This window comes from Halorussus salinisoli (assembly GCA_005239435.1).
Taxonomy (GTDB): Archaea; Halobacteriota; Halobacteria; order Halobacteriales; family Haladaptataceae; genus Halorussus; species Halorussus salinisoli.
Genome location: SZNP01000004.1, coordinates 661766 through 679237, shown reverse-complemented (window position 1 = coordinate 679237; position 17472 = coordinate 661766). Strand labels below are relative to the sequence as shown.

The window sequence follows — 17472 nt, the reverse complement described above, 5'->3', positions numbered from 1 at the left end:
ACAATTACTTATGTTCACTTGGTCGGGCGTGAGGGGCATGCGATACTGAGCGCACGCCAGTGCAAAGAACGCTTGAGGAGTGGCTCGGCGCTCGAGTCGCTGCTGGAACCAATCGATAGCTCATTCTACGCTAGAACTAAGAGTATTGTGACTGAATCTCTCTCTTATGGCCAATTGCGAAATGAAGCCTGAGTGCACTAGAAACGCGACGTACAAGCTTATCATTGAATACCCGCACGGGAAGACAAGTAAGCGGTACCTCTGCAAGAAACATACTAAAGAATTAAAAGACGAAATTCATTTGAACAAAAATCGGATAACTGAGATCAAACTGTTCCCAGGGTCCATTGGAGACCCGTAGAAGCGAAAGGCTACTTGTCAGCCCTAATTTTACCAGTAGTTACCACAGAACGGTGAGTTATATACTTATCCAAGATTGCTTATCTATTTGTTCAATATAACTTTAACATATTTATATTACTATTTTTCTTATTCCATGAATAATGCTTCCGGACGGCGTCGATAAGTACTGGCGAACCACTCATTACCGAGAACTACGAAAGATAAGTTACCGTATGACAAAAGAGAGTGCGGCTCTCGGATCACTGTTCAGTCCCGAGACGATAGCGGTGGTCGGAGCGAGTCCGGACTCGTTTTACTCATCGAACCTCGTGAGCAATCTGCTCAACTATGGATTTGATGGGACACTTTACCCGGTGAACCCCGGCCGAGAGGAGGTCTGGAATCGAACTTGTTACAACTCGCTCGAAGAGGTACCGGACGACCCCGACCTCGTCGTCGTCAGCGTTCCCCGCGAGTACGTAATAGATGTGGTACATACCGCAGGCAAACGCGGCGTTCCGGCGGCGCTCGTCATCACTGCCGGGTTCAGCGAGGCGGACGAGACCGGCGAAAAACTTGCGGCCAAACTTGCGGACGTAATCGGGCAGTACGACATTCGCGTAACAGGCCCGAACTGCATCGGGGTAGCGAACGCCAGAGACGGCGTGGTGCTGACCAGTACCTGCTCGCGGAAGCCCGAATCCGGTTCTATCGGTCTCGTCAGCCAGTCCGGTGCGCTCGCGTTTACTACATTCTTCGAGCGGGCGACCGACGAGGACATCTCGTTTTCGCACATCGTCTCTACCGGCAACGAAATTGATCTTTCGGTCTCCGACTACGTCTCGTACCTAGCCGACCAGTCGTCGACCGAAGCAATCTGTACCTATATCGAGGGAATCTCCAACCCTCGCCGGTTCGTGTCCGTCGCTGACGACGCGACCCGGTCGGGGACGCCCGTGCTCGCCGTCAAAGTCGGTCGCTCGGAGACCGCAGAGGCGGCGACGCTCTCGCACACCGGGTCCGTGACCGGGAGCGACGCTGCGTGGGACGGTGCCTTCGCGCAGTCAGGCGTGCAGCGAGTCCCCGACATTCCCGACCTACTGAGCCGAGCGAACGCTCACGCGAACTTCGACCCGCCATCGGGATCGAACGTCTGTATCGCTTCAACCAGTGGTGGCCTCGCCAGTTTACTCGCAGATATGGCCGCTGAGCACGACCTCGAACTGCCGGACATCACGGGAAGTACCGAACGCGACCTGCTGGAGATGGACGACCTCCTTACCTTCGGTGAGATGCACAACCCCGCCGACATTCGGGGGTACGGTGCGGAGGTGCTTCCAGCGATCACCGACACCCTGTTCGCCGACGACGCCTTCGACGCGTACGTGTTCGCCCTCGGTCTGTCTGCCGTCGACGAGCGCGCCGAACGGGTCGCCGACGACCTGCTACAGATCGCGGACCGGGCCGACGACCCCGTGTTCGTCCTTTGGACCGGTCGGAAGGAGCCCCACGACTCCAGCCCCGAGCGGCTTCCCTTCGAGCGGTTGCGCGAGGAGGTACCCGTCTACTACGATCCGGCACGGTGTATGGATGCGGTCGCCTCACTCGTGGAGTTCGGCCAGACCCAGGAGCATCTCGCCGACCGTCCTCGCCGTCGGGCGCTCGAAGACCGGGTGAGCGAGGCCGAATTCGATCTCTCCGAGGACACGGTGCTCACGTGGTCCGAGTCGGAAAAATTGCTGGACGCCTACGACGTGCCGACTGTCGAGACCCGTCTCGTCACAGACCCCGAAGCCGCCGCCGACGCAGCCACCGACCTCGGCTTCCCGGTCGTTCTCAAGGTGGACTCGTCCGCACTCCCGCACCGTTCCGACGCGGATGCCGTCCGGGTCGGCATCGAGACCCGGGAAGCGGCCGCCGACGCCTATCGAGAAATCGTCTCGAACGCGTGCGAACGCGTCGACGAGGCGAGCATCGAAGGTGTCCTCGTCCAACCGATGGTCGAGGACGGCGTCGAGGCGCTGGTCGGCGTTTCGACCGATGAACTGTTCGGACCGCTCGTGACGGTCGGTCCCGGCGGAGTACTGGTCGAACTACTGGAGGACCAAGCGGTCCGGGTCCCACCACTTTCTGATCTCGACGCAGAAGACGCCATCGCGTCCACGCAACTGGGGTCGTTGCTATCTGAGCGTCGCGACGGTTCGCCGATTCCCGCCACTGAACTCGCCGACTTGCTGGTCCGGGTCGGCGATCTCGCTGTAGAGGTTGAGGACGTCGCGGAACTGGATTTGAATCCGATCATTGTCACCGAGGAAGGTGCAGTGGCTGTGGATGCGCTGCTCCGGACGAAGTAGCTCACTCCGAAGCTCGCTCGTATTGCTCGACCAACTCGCGATACCGCTCCGCGGTCGCTGTGTCGAGGAAGACGCCCTCGACGAGCAGCGAGTCTTTCTCCGCGTCGTCGAACGCTGTGACGAGTCGCCGCGCGCGCTCGACCTCGTCCTCGCTCGGGGTAAAGGCCTCGTTGATGACCGAGAGCTGTTTTGGATGGATGGCGGCCATCCCGCCGAACCCGACTTCGCGGGCACTCTCGGCGGCCCGGCGGAGCCCTTGCTCGTCTTCCAAATCGAGATAGACCGACGCAAACGCTTCGAGACCGCCGAGTGCGGCGTAGCTACTCACGAGAAACTCTAGTTGGGAGCGCACCCGGTCAGTGATGGACGGTGCCCCGATCGCCCGGCAGTAGTCGGCAATCCCGTACGAGAGACTGACCGCCCCCGTTTCGTCGCCCGCGCGGGCGATGTCGGCCCCGCCGAACACGCCCTCGGGCGATTCGACGCCGAGGCGGACGACCGGCGGGTCGTCACTGAGGGCCGCGAGCTCGTCGTGGACCCGGTGGACCTCGGTCATGTGTTCGACCATCGGGACGCAGACCGCATCCACCTTGGCTTCGACGGCCGATTCGATGTCCGTCTTCCAGTGGTCGCTCCGGACCCCGTTGATGCGGGTTGCGACCTCCTTGTTGCCGAAGTCCGTCTCGTTGACGACGCGTTCGAGATTCGCACGAGCGTCTCCCTTCGCGTCCTCCGGCACTGCGTCTTCGAGGTCGAACACGAGGCCGTCGGCCGCCGTGGTCGCGGCCTTCTGCATCATCGCTACGTCGTCTGCGGGCGTGAACAGTGCCGAGCGCCGTCGTCTGTGAGCCATCAGTTATACTCCTCCAGCAGTTCCTCGTCAACGTTCTCCACCGGGAAGTAGCAGGCTGCGCGGTGGTCGCCGTCGGCGAACTCGTCGTCAGCGGGGTCGGACTGCCGACACTCCTCGCGGGCTTTCGGACAGCGCGGGGCAAAGTTACACCCCTTCGGGAGGTCGATCGGATTCGGCGGCTCGCCCGGGAGGAAGACCCGTTCGCGGTCGATCCCCGGATCGGCCTTCGGAGAGGCCGAGAGGAGCGACGCGGCGTAGGGGTGTTTCGCGTTCCGAATCACGTCGCTGGTATCGCCGAACTCGACCACTCGGCCAAGGTACATGATTGCAAGACGGTCGGTTATCTGGGTGAGGCTGGCGAGATCGTGGGAGATGTAGACGACCCCCATCCCGCGTTCGTCGGCGAACTCTCGAAGGATGTTGAGAATGCTGGCCTTCAACGACACGTCGAGCATCGACGCTGGTTCGTCGCAGATGAGCAGTTCCGGGTCGAGGACGAGTGCCCGAGCGATAGCGACCCGCTGGCGCTCTCCGCCCGAGAGCTGGTGGGGAAACTTGTCAAGAAATCTCTCGGGCGGTTCGAGCCCCACGTCCGAGAGAATCTCGACCGTCCGGCGTTCGATTTCGTCCGCCGAACGCCGCTGTATCTTCAGCGGCTCTCCAACGATACTCCTGACGCGCTGTCGGGGATTCAGCGAGTCGAACGGGTCCTGAAAGATGAACTGTACCTTCGAGCGGAACGTCTTCATGTCCCCGTCGAGGTACTCGTCCACCGATTTGCCCCGGAAGGTGATGTCGCCGCCAGTCCGACGCTGGAGCAGGGAGATGACCTCGCCGAGCGTCGACTTACCACATCCTGACTCCCCGGCGACTCCGACGATTTCGCCCTCACGAACGTCGATAGATACGTCTTGAACGGCCTTGACATAGTCGGGCTCCTTGGCGAGCAGTTGCTGAAGCATCGATTGGGTTTGCTCGAACCATTTCGAGAGATCGTCGGTCTCCAGTACAATCTCGCCGAGGTCCCGGTCCCCACGATTGAGGTCAATCGGCAGTCCCCACGTCTCGGGGTCCGAAGCGTCGTCCCGGAGTTCCGGCGCGGCGTCGGCGTAGTAGCACGCCGAGTGCTGGTCGTCCACTTCTACGAGTGGCGGGTGGGCCTTGGCACATTCCTCGGTAGCGAACGGACACCGGTTCCGGAACACACACTCGTCAGGGTCGGTATCGAGTTCCGGAAGCGACCCTGGAATCGAGAGGGCGTGGCTGTCGAGGTCGTCGATATCCGGGAACGAGTTTCGAAGTCCCATGGTGTAGGGGTTCGTCGGCGTACGGAACACGTCGTACGTCCGGCCCTGTTCCATCACCTTCCCGCCGTAAAGGACCGACACGTCGTCGCACGTCTCGGCCACGACGCCGATGTCGTGGGTGATGAGCAGGAGCGAACTGTCGATTTCCTCCTGGATGTCGAGCAGTTTACCGATTATCTTGTCCTGCACAATGACGTCCAGTCCGGTCGTCGGTTCGTCAGCGATGATTAGGTCGGGGTCGAGGACGAGCGCCATCGCGATGGTGACGCGCTGGCGCATACCGCCAGAGAACTGGTGTGGGTAGTCGCCCGTCCGGTCTGGATCGAGACCGACGATTTCGAAGACCTCCGCGACTCGCTCGCGGGCCTCGGACTTCGTTACGCTCCGGTGCTTTCGGATAGCCTGAACTATCTGTGAGCCCACGGTCATCACGGGGTCCAACGAGTCCATCGCACTCTGTGGGATGTAGGCGATCCGTTCCCAGCGAACGTCCTGCCACTCGCGTTCGCTGAGATCGAGGAGGTCTCGCCCGTCGAAGCGGACAGCGCCGCGTTCGACGTTCGCGTTGTCGTCGAGGAGACCGAGAACCGAGTGGGCGATGGTCGATTTGCCACAACCTGACTCCCCGACGAGGCCATAGTTCTCTCCGGGCTCGACGTCGAATGAGACGCCGTTGACCGCGTGAACATCCTTTTCGGCCGTGCTGTACGTTATCTTCAGGTCTTCTACTTCTAGTAGTGGCATATTACTCCCTCTCAGTCCGAATCTCGGGGTTGACGACCTCCTCGAACGAGCGTCCGACGAGGAAGACCGAAGTAGTTATTGCGGCGATACCGATTGCTGGCGGCAGCACCCACCACCACGCCTCGCGGATACTTCCGGACTCGAAGACCTGCCGGAGCATCCGACCCCAGCTCGTGGTTGTGGGATCGCCGAACCCAAGGAAGGCCAGCGAGGCCTGTCCCGCGATGGACCACGAGACGGCGTAGGCAGTGTACAGGAACCCGACAGGCAGGACGTTCGGCGCGACGTGCAGGAACATCGTCCGCAGGTGGCCCGCCCCGCTCGCACGGGCGGATTTGACGAACGTCCGTTGGCGGACGGTGAGCACTTCCGAGCGGATGACGCGGGCTGGCATCTTCCAGAAGAAGAGTACAATGACCCCGACGATGAGGAACACGGTCGGCGTCACGAACGTGAGGATGAGCAGCGCCATTGGCAGGAATGGAAGGGCGAAGGTTAGATCCGTCAGTCGCATCAGCACCTCGTCTACGCGGCCGCCAAAGTAGCCACTGGTGAGTCCGACGAGGAATCCGATGATGCCGGTCCCGACCCCGCCGAAGAAACCGACGATGAACGTGGGTCGAGCGCCCGCGAGGAACTGGCTCAGTATGTCCTTGCCGAACGTAGTCGTCCCGAGGGGCGCGTTCGCTGTTGGTTCGGAGAGCCGCATCACCTCCTGGTCCTCGTTGCGCATCGTGTGCTCGATGGGGTCGTAAGGGGCGAGTGCCGGGCCGAACAGCCCGAGGAAGCAGAACACCACGATGATTCCGAACCCGATCTTCGCCCAGTCGTCCCGCAGAACGACGTCGAGGACTTGGCGGCTCCGCTCGTACCCGTCTTGGAGCTTGTTGCCGATCACTTTGGCAGTGCTAGTAGACATCTACATCTCTCCCTCCCCAGCGCTGACGGTCGGGTCGAGTTTCGCGTACAGCACGTCCGCGAACAGGTTCATTGCGATGACTGCGACGGCCATGATGAACACCGCCGCCTGAATCGTCGGGTAGTCCTTTTGATTGATCGCCTGCACGAGAGCGCGCCCGATGCCCGGCCACGCGAAGACAACCTCCAGCGTGATGACTCCCTGAAACAGCATGCCCATACGGAGCGCGAAGTAGGTTACGAGCGGTAACATCGAGTTCCGGCCTGCACGCGCGAGTTGTTCCATGTCCGAAAGGCCCTTCGCGCGGTGGAGTTCAAGGAACTCCGACCCCGACCGTTCGACGACGCTGTTGCGAGCCAACAGCAGAAAGTCGCCGCTGTAGTAGAGGGTCGCAGTGATGAAGGGGAGGAAGTAATGTTCGGCGAAGTCCATCGAGACGTACTTCTCGACCGGCCCTTCGGGGTTTGCGATGGCGCTCCGCATCCCGAACGAGGGGAACCAGCCCAGCCAGTAGGCGAATATCATCAGGAAGAAGATACCGGTGATGAACACGGGTGTCGAGCGGAAGAACGTCGTCGTCACAATGCTCCACTTCTCGAACAGCGAGCCGCGATTCCACCCCGCGTACATCCCGAGCAGCGAGCTCACGACGGCCGTCGTGACGAGCGCCGGAACGAGCAAGATGAGCGTGTTGAGCAGTCGCGGGAAGAGAATCTCAGTGACTGGACGGGTCTGTGCGAGGGAGTATCCGAACTGCAGGGTGAGCAGGCTCTGGAGGTATTTCACGTACTGGACGTGTATCGGCTCGTCCAACCCATACTGGGCACGTAACTCTTCGACCTGTTCGAGCGACAGACCACCCGAGGCGATGAGCGAGCTGAACGGGTCACCCGGCAGCAATCGAAGCACGAGGAAGATGACCGAAACCGAGACCAACGTCAGCACTATCGAGATAGCGATACGTTTCAACAGGAAGCGTCGAAAGCTCATAATGGAGAAGGTAGGTTATGAGAAGTCTGGCTGGTCAAGGTCGTTCCTGTCGGCGTGACCGTCCTCGACCCGTGTGACGAAGGCGTCCCACGCTTCGCCCTCCGGCCAGACGAGAATTTCACCCTCCATAGTGTAGCCCGCTTGCTGGAGGAGTTGCTGTCCCCTCTCGGGGTTGTATTCGTACGGCTCGACGTCGGGATTGTGCCACTGCTCAAGCAATGGCGAGATGAGGTTCTGACCCTTGGAGATCGTTGCGCGCCCTTCGAGGACACTGTCCACGAATCCCTGTTTGTCAGTCGTATGCGAGAGCGCCTTGCGGAACGTCTTGTCCCGCAGAAGCGGACAGATGTGACTAAGGTGAACGTCGAGCGGAGCGAAGTTCTTCGAGACTTGCTTCTCGATGCCGTCGGTTCTGGCCGCCCGTTCGGCTTGCGAGTTCGCCAGCGTCGTCCCAATGGCGTCGATGTCGCCCTGTCTGAGCGCGCCGATGAGCGCGTCCACGTTTCCGACGTTCGCCCAGACAATGCCGTCGATGCCCGAGCCGGAAACGAAGTGGTCGCCTAGTAACTCCTGGCGAACCTCCTCGTCCCACATCCAGTGTTGGTCCCACTTCTCGACTTCGAAGCGGGTTCCCTGCTCCCAGTCGACGAACCGGAACGGTCCGGTCCCGACCGGCTGGTCCGGGTTGTGTCGTGCCGGATTGTCGACATCCTCCCAGCGGTGTTTGGGCAAGATGACGCTCCGCACGACGCGTTGAGTCAGGAACGCGGCGTCGGGTTCCGAGAGATTGAACCGGACGCGGCCACCGCCGTTGCTGGAAAGCACCTCCACACTATCGATGGGGTCGATGAACGGCTGCATCTCGGGAGCGTTGAACTCCTCGAACAGTTCGACGCTGAACTTCACGTCGTCGGGGCCGAACGATTCGCCATCGTGCCAGTTCACGCCCTCGCGGAGGTCCATCTCGATGGTCTGCGGATCGACAACATCGGCATTGGTTGCGAGTCCGGGAACGATCTCCAGTTGCGGCGACGCGTCGAACAAGCCGTCGTAGAGGTTGGTCAATCGTTTCGCCTCAGGACCGCCCGCTGCCCACGCGATGTTGAGCCCGCCCATCGAGGCGGTGATGCCCTTTACCCACGTTGTGTCGTCAGACTGGGGCTGGAGGTTGACCTGCGTCCAAATAAATGAGTCGCGGGTCGTCCCGTTGCCCGGCGTCGGAACGTATCCGTTCCACTTGTTCGTGTTCGCCGCCGTGATGACGTCCGTGAAGCCGATAGCCAGGAGATAGGCGTCCTCGCTGGCCTTCTGCTGTATCTCCTTGGCGAGTTCCGCCCGGCGCTCCGTGTCTTCGACTTCGGTCTTCTGTTCATCAAGAAGTTCTGTAATCTCCTCGTTCCAGTAGTTGTAGTAGTTCCCGCCCGTTTCGGGATGCATCCGCATTAGGAACGGATTCGGGTCGAGCCCGCGTTGGGGGTCCGGCCCGTGCGTATTCATCGTCACTGGTACGATGTGGCCTGTGTCTGCTGGCCAGTACTCGTCGTACATTACGTTCGTCGGCACGTCATCTAACTCCACCCGCACACCGAGGTCGTTTAACGCCCGTTGCACCATCAACGCGTGCTCGCGCATCCAGGGTTCCTCGTCACTGGCGAAGTTCACGACTATGGGAGCTACCTCAGCCCCCTCGACGGCCTCATACTCGTACGGGACGTTGTCGTTATTCTTGGTCTCTATCGGCCAATCGTTCCAGTACTGCGTTTCCACGGTTCCGTCGTCCTCTTGCATTTCGATGCGGTCCAACGAACTCCTGGCGGCACCTGTACTAATTCCGGTCAGTCCTATCGCCCCCGCAATGCTGGCTGCCGTCAGAACTCGACGTCTGCTGACTTTGTTTCCCCCATTCATGCTACCCGTTCCCAAGGACCTCTCGCCCCGTCTTAACGATTTGGAACACTTTCAAATACCACTCCAAGAATACTTACCATTAAAATTATTATACTTTCGGACTGCGCTTGTGCTGAATACAGAACGGGCCTATCTACAGATGAGCAAGGCGAGTGCCTCGGGGCTTGTCCCTGCGGTACTTCACGGTTAGAGCTTCACCGCTGTGTATTTCTAAGTCGAGATCCGCCGGGGTGGGAAGTTCAACTGCGGTCACCCCGGTGGCGACGGTTCCTGTCCCAAGAATCTTCAAAAATCACGTCGATTGGTATTGCCTCACATACTGCCGTAAGACTACTGTCACATCTCTCTTCACGTCACCCACTGGGAGGGCTACCAACCCGTTGGTACTGGTATAAGACCGTTCCTGTCAGGAATTGCCCAAAAACTCTCAGGGGGGAGCGCATCTCCGGCATACGAGTCGGTTGTGCTACGAGATGAGCTATCACTTAAGGATAGAAAGGGGGACAGATAGTGTTTGGCCTACCCCGTCGCAGTCGTCGAGTTATTCGGTGCTTCGAGTTCGGCCTCGAGTGTCGAAACGCGCTGTTCAAGTTCGGCAATACGGTTCTCTAGTCGGTCAACTCGTTGTTCTAGTTCTTGCTGGGCCGTGATCGCCTCGGCATCTAGCTTCGGTGGTTTCACGTCATTCGTAGCCAGAGCCATGCGCCATTCTCCGGCAGTGTTTTCTTCTGATTCAAATAGGATGCACACCGGTCCTTGCTCTTCAGAATACGCTCTGAATTCTAAATCCGTCATAGAAAGTCTGAAGCCATGTCTATAGTTTGTATTCACACGTGGAGGGTCATGAAGCTCCCCACCATTTTTCGACGTGAATGAGACCTCGGTATTTCCCTCCCAATGGACATACAGCGGAGAGACTCTCGCAGGTGCTACTGTCGTTTGTAGCCCTGTCGTTTGAGCGTCCATTCCCGGCGGCGAGTAGAGCAGATGAATACTTGCATAATCTCCTTTATCAAGCGCAATGCGGAACGCATCTTGATCACCGGGTGACAGTGAACCACTGTAGGTCCCCGTCTTTAGGATGGGCGTGTTCTTACCGCACTTGCTCGGCCACTTATCGTCTGCATAGACAGTCCCAATACTGGAAATCAGCATTGTCACCACAAGAACACTCACGACGATGCGCAAGCCCACGTTTTGGATCGTTTCTCTCATAACTCTCCCCTTGATGCCACGGAGACTCAAGGATGAACGCGGCTAAGACATCATTGGCTGATGACGCTGTCAACCCCTGCGTTCCCCGATATAAGGCTTTCTATGCGCATGACATAATGATGGACAAACAAGGTGACTGACTAGGAAAACCGAGATTCAAGACGTGTTTCAATCCTCTCCTTGCTCAAGCCGACGGTCTTCCTGCAGAGTTATTTCTGTGGATTGTTGTTTATATGTCTTAATCTTCTGCAGTGCCCAGTCTCGAACCTCTTCAGCGTCCGTTTCCAAAAGTGCCCGGGTTCGCCCGCTTCATCAACGTCAATCTGCACCGTCTCATCAAGCACCACAATCGCATACGGCAGTTCTCCCTCGTACTTGAACATGTGCAAGCGACCCGTTGCCGCCATCTCCTCAGTCAATTCAGCATATTCAGCTTCGTTCTGGAGCGTCTCAGCCACCTCGGGAGAGACGATTAATTCCATCTCTGCTCCGTTCTCCACAATGCTCTCGTATCCTGCCTCATGAGCATGCAGACCAACAAGCGGAAGGATTGCCTTCCCGGATTGTGCTTGCTTCACTAGTTGCACGTGTCGGTTGATCATCGCATACGGATCACTTGACTTCGGAAGCAGCAACTCTGCACCAGCCAACCATTCAAGCGACAAATCGAACTCCGAAAGCGGGAATCATTAGAGAAACGGTTGAAGGTTAAACAGCAGTGCCAGTCGGTATTCAAACCGGCGGTATTCCTCAGCTGCAAGATGGCCACAGACAGTCGGCTCATACCCATTATCGGTATACGTGAGCAGGCCCAACGCTTCGAGTTCACGAACCCCACGGTCAACGGTTAACCGAGAACAGGGAGGCAGACGAGTTGGTGGAGGTTGGCTTCTCGGACTGAACGAGACCGACTTCGCCAATAATCGCCTACCCAAGAGTGTATATGGAAAATACCTCGTGGACCTTCTGTACCCACCCTAACTCAACGTATCCCCCCTCGAAAGCATCATTGCTTGCTTGAGGGTCCTAATTGAATGGTTATTTCCCAGTACGTTGTCCCGTCAAAGAAATTGGCTTCACTGTGGCTAAGAACAAGTTTATAATCGAGAATTAAATATAAAATTCAGCATCTAAAATATGCAAACGGTTGTTTGCCATTTTCTCCACGCTCAGTCAATATCTCCGGATTATAGCCAAAACCCTCCACATATTTTGTTACTTTGTTAACGCTATGCCCCTTCTTTTCTATCACATCTGGGTGCAATTCAATGTATAGGTGACTTACAATATTATTTTCCAAAAGTGCTTCCATACCTTGCAAAGCAGAATACTCCATACCTTCTACATCGATCTTGATTACGTCTGGACTAGGAGCCCCTTTTGCAACTAATCCGCTAGCCGTTTTTGTTTCAACTTTTTGAAACTCTCCTGCAAGATTGGCCGAATTTGTATCCCCTGTTCCAAGTGGCCTTCTAATTATATACGATTCTATATTATTCCTTTTTAATACTCTCTCCAACCTTTTTGCGATGGGTAGATAGGGCTCAAAAGAAACAATAGTACAGTCATTATTAAGATGTTTTGACACGAGTACGCTATACAATCCAATATTTGCGCCCACATCCCAAAATACATCCCCAATTTTTATGTGTTGTATAAGATGAGACATCACCGGCTTTTCTGTCTCTATGTTCCAACTATTCTTATTAAAGTCAGGTGGGAAATACATTTCTTCCCCCAAAATATCAACTTCTTCCCAACTTCTATACTCGTCTGTTAGAAAGTAATAATATGGCTTCAATGACTCACGCAGGTCAATCATACCTCTACCACCAGCAGATGCTGTAAATACGTTTCGAGGGATACCACGGCTAAAAGGTGATAATTACTATTTTGATCATTATTGTATATACCTACCGTCGAAGGTATCATTACCTCTCCTACAGGCCTTTCGGATATGCCTTTCGCGATAAGTGTCTTCATTCGCGTAATGCACCTCGTCCCACTTGTCTCGCATCCGGCCAAAGGCTCGGAAACACTCATCCATCAATTGCTGGTCACCCTGACACCAGAAGTATAGTTGCTCAATGAAGGCCATATCCGCTTCCGAGGCTGAGGGCTTGCCGTCGTTGAGTCCGTCCCACCAATGGAGAACACGGGATGGGGTTGCAAGAGCGCAGAAACGAATCCCCGGAATTGCATACATAACTCGCCACCTCCGTGTGCAAAATGAACCACGCTCGTCTCGCCGCAACCTGCCCGACTGTCCCAATCAGCGCCTGTTCCCACCTCTTTTATTTGCTCACTTCGGTTCAGTCACTCCAAAACTAGGTTCCTAGCGGATGTGTGCAAAAATAGGCGCCTCCGGATGACCGGCGCACACGAACGACGAATGAACGCCCTCCTCAAGGCGACGGGCAAGAACACCACGAGCAAGGCCATCGACAGGGCGACGAAGTTCTACATCAAGATGGCTGGGGATAACGTGGCCGTCCCGACGGGTACGTTTGTCGAGCTGGTGGCACAGGCCGAGCGACAGGGAAGCGTCGCGGCCGAAGAGATTGCCGAGGCTCTGAATACCGACTGCCGAGGCTCTGAATACCGACGAGCTTCCGGTTGAGGCGAAGATCTCGTGGTACAGAACGAACCTGCTCATTGCTTGCTGGCGTAACTGTTTGTAATCGATTGTGGTTTCGCGTAAGTACCTGCCGCCCGACTTGGGTGTCGTGTGGCTGCTGCATTGAACAGTGAATATCCAATACGGTACTGGTTTCGCAGTCTACCAACGCTGTGGTCTTAACCGATCTGAAGGTGTAATTTATTCGATTTGCGTAATGATGGCTGACCGACTGGCGGTCGAAGCCAGTTGCATCGATAGCCTGCACGTCTTCGACATCGTTAAAAATCAGCGGAGAGTCGCAAGAGAGGTCGCCAGACCGCCATCTTGAGCTGCTGCTTCCGCGCGAAGATGGTCGTGAAATCTGGCAGCTCACTTGGTTCAAGATTCATTCTCTCGACGATACTGCGCGTCTCCTGAAGAACACCGAGGAGCCGTCGATATGGAAGGTCAAGGTATTCGCGGAGACCGTGAATCACAACGATTACCCAGTCAGCGTAGCCGCCGTCACCCTTCTTGACCGCTGATGAAGGATTGCCAGAGACAGCGCGTTTCGCCAGTGTTACGAGACGGTCTGTGAAGCGCGGGAGACGAGAGGGCACACTACTCGGATCTGACTCAGAGGTCAGTTAGTTCACCGGAGTGAGCCGTTCTCTACAGCATCTAAACAAGGCCCAGTGAATCCATCTACCAGCCGATGGTTTTCTACGTAGGTGTTCAGGAATGGATTGTGTTATCGATTATGTCCACTGAACCCACCACACGATACCGAGTAACATCAGGCCGACACCGAGTGTGGAAGTCGCAGGTTCAGGAATCAGAAAGAGGATAAATCCGAGTGCAATGAGTATTGTCGGTTCTACTTCCTCCATGTGATCCGAGATCGCCATAGTCCCTTTAGGTGGTCTATGAACAAGGAGTTGTTGACCCCGCTTCTCAAGTAGTTCTCCGGACGATTACAAATGGTGCCGAATCCTTCATCTTGGTGCGCCCATCGTCATCTTGACCAACTGGTCGAAGTCACCAAATATATACCTCTATTCATCCAATCAATTATTCTATAAAAATATCACAATTATATCGGGTTCCGAAGCGGTAGTCACAGAGGATCATCCAGCACGTTCCAACTGTTCTCGCCGCCGATCAAATTCGTCGTCCGAGAGTTCGCCCCGAGCATAGCGCTCACGGAGAACTGACAGCGGCTGTTCGTCGGTTCCATCTTCTTGACGCCCCCCGAGTGCGTACACGAGGTATAGCGGGATAGCAAGCAGTAGCCCCATCCAGAGGAGCCCCCAGAGGCCCATCGTTCCGCCGAAGAGTCCCCAACCGCCGCCCATCATGCCACCGCCGTAGCTCCCGCCACCGTGGGCGGTAGCCGTGCTAGCCGCCCCGACGAATAGAGGAACGGCAAGTATCACGAGTCGACGAACTGTGCGTCCGATGTGTGTGGTGAGTTGCGTCATTGTCGTATATTGGTAAGTCGCGGTGTTCTGTCAAAGCGATTGAAATGGTCAGGACCCATCAGCAGTGGTTCTGGCCATACATTTCGCCGTCGTAGTCGTCGTCAGCCATGTCCTGAGCCATCTCGTCGACGGTCACATCCATGTGTGACTCCATCCACTCGACAGCACTGGGGCCCATGTGTTCAGTCATCTGCGCTTCCATCCAGCCCGCCCAATCGTCGGCGGTCCCGTCGTACGGAGGCGCATCGTCACCAGTCGTTTCGTTACCGTGAGCGCTGACCACGGGCGCGGCGAACGCAAGTCCGACGATTGCGAGCGCCACGAGCAGCCAGCGGCCGAATTTGAAGTTGGTCATTGTCCTTCTCCTCGGTTAGTCGTAGGAGGGCTCAGAAGTTATCACGATGGGTGTGAATCCACGTAGGAGAACGTTCAAGAACGTATATAGAACGTTCTAACCGTTTCTATTCGAGGAGACCGTTCATGACTACCGAATTTAAGCAGTCAGAATCACCACGCCTTTCTTGACCTCCTCCCACGGCTGAAGCCGTGGGCTTTCGCCTCGCAACCGCTGTAATTGACGGAGGTATTCCAAAGTCGTCAATCAGACGCTAACAGCGAGCTTCACACGTGATTCTGATGTATCTCATCACTCGGGTAGATTCGATACGTCCGTCCCTGGCGTTCACGGTACAGCAATCCGCGCTTCTCAAGCGCACTCACGGTCTGGCTCACTTTGCTCTTCGAGAAGTCTGAGCGATCTCGCAGTTCGATCTGAGTGATGCCAGGTGAGGTAAGCACCGGTTCAAGGACGCGGCGCTCATCCTCTGGGAGGATGTCGAGCGTACGCGTCTGTGCATCTTCCTCAGTGGTTACCGACTCGCTCGGTTCTGCATCCATATCCGATAGGTCGACACTATCCGACTCTAGCGTATTTGGGGCGTCCGTCCGAGGTTCGATTCCTCCATCGGTGGTGGAAATATCGTCGCGGACGGCGAGATAGATCCCGGCGATGACAGTCGAGACGAGGAGCGTCCCGAGGATGTACCAGAACGGGTTCGGTCCGTGAACTGACCCCATCGACGTTCCCATCATTGACCCCATCATTCCGTTGAGGGCGCGGGTTTGCTGATAGGCCTGCCAGCTGAGCGCGCCGCCGAAAATCAAGACGGCTGCGACAAGGAATCCGACTACGGCGTCTGCCCGCCGCTGATTCATCTTCTCCACCCCGATTCGGTGCGTCGTTTGCTCATACCTCGTCGTTGGGTCTCGGCCTTTGTACCAGTTCGGATTAGCAGAGGTGGAACCCGGTGAAGACGGTCGGTAGCCTTCCCTGTGACGGGTCGTTTAGTGGTGGTCATGACTCTGGGTAGCCCCTCCCTCTGAAATCTCGGGATGTTTGTGAGAGAACGCAGGAGGATTCGTTTCGAACGACCGCTTGCAGGCCTTCGAGCAGAAGTAGTACGTGTCACCGTCATGGATAACGCTCGGGCCGCTATCGTCGGTTCGCATCCCACAGACCGGGTCGCGGTACTGGCCGGGCGCTCCGAGACCGCGCCGGTAGACGTAGAGGAGGAACCCGGAGAGTGCGAACGCGATGATGTTGAGGTAGAACGTGTAGTTTAGTTCAAAGTACTCCTGTTCGGTCGCAGTCTGGCCGCCCGCGAGGTCGGGAACGATGCCAAGGACGTCGAACAACTCCTCCATGAGGAACCCGGTGAATGCCATCGTGACGAAGAACACGCCGAGGATGTACAGCATCACCTTCCAGCCGTAATATTTCCGATAAACGTTGAGGACGGGAATCGTGATCAGGTCGGCGTAGACGAACGCAATGACGCCCGCAAAGCTGATCCCGCCGCCCCATAGTGCCACTGCGAACGGGACGTTCCCCATGCTGCCGACGAAGCTAATCACGGCAATCGTCACACCCATAATCGCGTTCTCTGCGCTCACGAGTAGCCCGTCGCCTTGCAGGAACAGCACGTTCCACACCCACTGTGGGACAAATACGATGACGAAGCCCGCGACGAGGAAGCCCGCAATGACGTCTTTCCAAATCATCGACCACTCCTTGTGGTACTGATTGCCGACTTTATACCACCCACCCCACGAGAGGAGTTCGTCGCGCCAACCCCCGCTACTTGCCGCTTCCTGCTCGTACGTTTCCATACAACCTGCCGAGCAGAACTTCAGCGTCTCACCGCCGTCAGTCACGAGTGAGTACTCGTCTTTGCCCTCCATCCCGCAGGTGGGATCCTCTGTAACGCCGTGGTCTTGATCACGCTGATTGAGTTCGTCACGAACCTGATCGAACAAATTCTCGGGGAGGGTTACGTGGACGATGAGCGCCATCACCGCGATGAGGATAACCCCTCCAAGGAGTTCGGCGACGAGGAACTCCCAGCCGAGCAGAATCAGAATCATCAGGCCGAGTTCGACGATGAGATTCGTCGACGCAAACATGAACGCGAGGACGTTCACAGCGTGCGCTCCTTTCTTGAACAGGCCCTTTCCGATAGCGACCGCCCCGAAGCTACAGCCGCTACTGGCGGCACCGAACACCGTCGCTTTCGTGAGGGCACCGAGGTCGTCGTCGCCGAGAACCCGCGCCATCCGTTCCTTCGAGACGTAGACCTGCACGAGGCTCGTAATCGTGAGGCCCATGATAATCGCCCACGCGGCGGTCCAGAGGAAGCCAACACCGATGCGGAGCGATTCCAACACTCCTTGTGCCAATGACAGCGGCATGCTCAGTCCCTC

At 57.0% G+C, this 17472-nt stretch carries 15 protein-coding genes and 1 pseudogene; 2 read left to right on the top strand and 14 right to left on the bottom strand.

Going from position 1 to position 17472, the window contains the following annotated elements:
- The first annotated feature begins 575 nt into the window (after positions 1 to 575).
- Entirely contained in the window at positions 576 to 2696 is a 2121-nt protein-coding gene (locus tag E2484_RS14430; RefSeq protein WP_137285889.1) for an acetate--CoA ligase family protein, read from the top strand.
- Position 2697: 1 nt separating this feature from the next.
- Here E2484_RS14430 and E2484_RS14425 read toward each other — a convergent pair whose 3' ends face one another.
- The 9 genes from E2484_RS14425 to E2484_RS26125 all read right to left on the bottom strand — a co-directional run bounded on the left by E2484_RS14425 (position 2698) and on the right by E2484_RS26125 (position 12730).
- Positions 2698 to 3549, bottom strand: coding sequence for an HpcH/HpaI aldolase/citrate lyase family protein (locus E2484_RS14425; RefSeq protein WP_137285888.1), 852 nt, complete (start codon positions 3547 to 3549; stop codon positions 2698 to 2700).
- Positions 3549 to 5600 carry a dipeptide ABC transporter ATP-binding protein gene (locus tag E2484_RS14420; protein WP_137285887.1) on the bottom strand — a complete coding sequence of 684 codons (2052 nt, stop codon included), beginning with the start codon at positions 5598 to 5600 and terminating at the stop codon, positions 3549 to 3551. Before E2484_RS14420 ends, E2484_RS14425 begins: the two co-directional genes overlap by 1 nt.
- Position 5601: 1 nt before the next feature.
- Complete coding sequence (locus E2484_RS14415) at positions 5602 to 6519, bottom strand: ABC transporter permease (RefSeq protein WP_137285886.1); 918 nt, start codon at positions 6517 to 6519, stop codon at positions 5602 to 5604.
- Positions 6520 to 7512, bottom strand: a complete 993-nt coding sequence (locus E2484_RS14410; protein WP_137285885.1) for an ABC transporter permease — start codon at positions 7510 to 7512, stop codon at positions 6520 to 6522.
- A gap of 12 nt (positions 7513 to 7524) precedes the next feature.
- Entirely contained in the window at positions 7525 to 9417 is a 1893-nt protein-coding gene (locus tag E2484_RS14405) for an ABC transporter substrate-binding protein (RefSeq protein WP_137285884.1), read from the bottom strand.
- A 519-nt stretch (positions 9418 to 9936) separates the two neighbouring features.
- Positions 9937 to 10632, bottom strand: a complete 696-nt coding sequence (locus tag E2484_RS14400) for a hypothetical protein (RefSeq protein ID WP_137285883.1) — start codon at positions 10630 to 10632, stop codon at positions 9937 to 9939.
- 209 nt (positions 10633 to 10841) lie between these two features.
- Complete coding sequence (locus E2484_RS14395) at positions 10842 to 11234, bottom strand: transcriptional regulator FilR1 domain-containing protein (RefSeq protein WP_449272303.1); 393 nt, start codon at positions 11232 to 11234, stop codon at positions 10842 to 10844.
- Between the two features lie 521 nt (positions 11235 to 11755).
- The gene (locus E2484_RS14390; RefSeq protein WP_137285881.1) at positions 11756 to 12454 is read right to left on the bottom strand and encodes an FkbM family methyltransferase; all 699 of its coding nucleotides are present in this window, start codon (positions 12452 to 12454) and stop codon (positions 11756 to 11758) included.
- A gap of 78 nt (positions 12455 to 12532) precedes the next feature.
- Positions 12533 to 12730, bottom strand: a complete 198-nt coding sequence (locus tag E2484_RS26125) for a phage NrS-1 polymerase family protein (protein WP_394347920.1) — start codon at positions 12728 to 12730, stop codon at positions 12533 to 12535.
- A gap of 294 nt (positions 12731 to 13024) precedes the next feature.
- Between E2484_RS26125 and E2484_RS14385 the strand changes: the two genes are divergently transcribed.
- Positions 13025 to 13252 carry a hypothetical protein gene (locus tag E2484_RS14385; RefSeq protein ID WP_137285880.1) on the top strand — a complete coding sequence of 76 codons (228 nt, stop codon included), beginning with the start codon at positions 13025 to 13027 and terminating at the stop codon, positions 13250 to 13252.
- A gap of 46 nt (positions 13253 to 13298) precedes the next feature.
- On the opposite strand, the pseudogene E2484_RS25675 reads toward E2484_RS14385, so the two are convergent.
- The 5 genes and pseudogenes from E2484_RS25675 to E2484_RS14365 all read right to left on the bottom strand — a co-directional run.
- Positions 13299 to 13851, bottom strand: a pseudogene (locus E2484_RS25675) (IS5/IS1182 family transposase); the annotation flags it as partial.
- A 507-nt stretch (positions 13852 to 14358) separates the two neighbouring features.
- Entirely contained in the window at positions 14359 to 14712 is a 354-nt protein-coding gene (locus E2484_RS14380) for an SHOCT domain-containing protein (RefSeq protein ID WP_137285879.1), read from the bottom strand.
- A 58-nt stretch (positions 14713 to 14770) separates the two neighbouring features.
- A complete protein-coding gene (locus tag E2484_RS14375) occupies positions 14771 to 15067 on the bottom strand; it encodes a hypothetical protein (protein ID WP_137285878.1) in 297 nt (98 codons plus the stop codon).
- Between the two features lie 266 nt (positions 15068 to 15333).
- Positions 15334 to 15927 carry a helix-turn-helix transcriptional regulator gene (locus tag E2484_RS14370; RefSeq protein ID WP_137285877.1) on the bottom strand — a complete coding sequence of 198 codons (594 nt, stop codon included), beginning with the start codon at positions 15925 to 15927 and terminating at the stop codon, positions 15334 to 15336.
- A gap of 129 nt (positions 15928 to 16056) precedes the next feature.
- Complete coding sequence (locus E2484_RS14365) at positions 16057 to 17460, bottom strand: permease (protein WP_137285876.1); 1404 nt, start codon at positions 17458 to 17460, stop codon at positions 16057 to 16059.
- Between the last annotated feature and the right edge of the window lie 12 nt (positions 17461 to 17472).